The 240-nt window shown below is 64.2% G+C and carries 2 protein-coding genes; both read left to right on the top strand.

What is annotated here, in order from left to right; all coding sequences use genetic code 11:
* Nucleotides 1–129, top strand: coding sequence for a hypothetical protein (locus ACVA6Q_RS24895; protein WP_446649262.1), 129 nt, complete (start codon nucleotides 1–3; stop codon nucleotides 127–129).
* Nucleotides 126–240: ureidoglycolate lyase (locus ACVA6Q_RS24890; protein ID WP_446649261.1), on the top strand; the 115-nt coding region annotated here is incomplete at its 3' end. The genes ACVA6Q_RS24895 and ACVA6Q_RS24890, both read left to right, overlap by 4 nt.

Here is a 240-nt window from a genome sequence, read left to right as displayed (position 1 = left end):
CTGCAGATGGACCTGCAGCACTACTACGAAGCCGAAATCGCGGACCTGGGTATCGTCACGCACGTGCGCTTCAACATGTTCCCGGACGGTGGCGTGTCGCGTCTGCGCTTGTGGGGGGTGCTGGAATGAGCCAAGACACCGCCGCAGTTGCCAACCCTCGCATTGCCCTGACCATCGAGCCGCTCACGCGCGAAGCCTTCGCGCCGTTCGGCGACGTGATCGAACTGGAGGGGGCCAAGC

The organism is Vibrio sp. DNB22_10_4 (genome assembly GCF_052879755.1).
The sequence above is the reverse complement of the archived record's forward strand: the minus strand, read 5'-3'. Positions and strand labels throughout refer to the sequence as shown.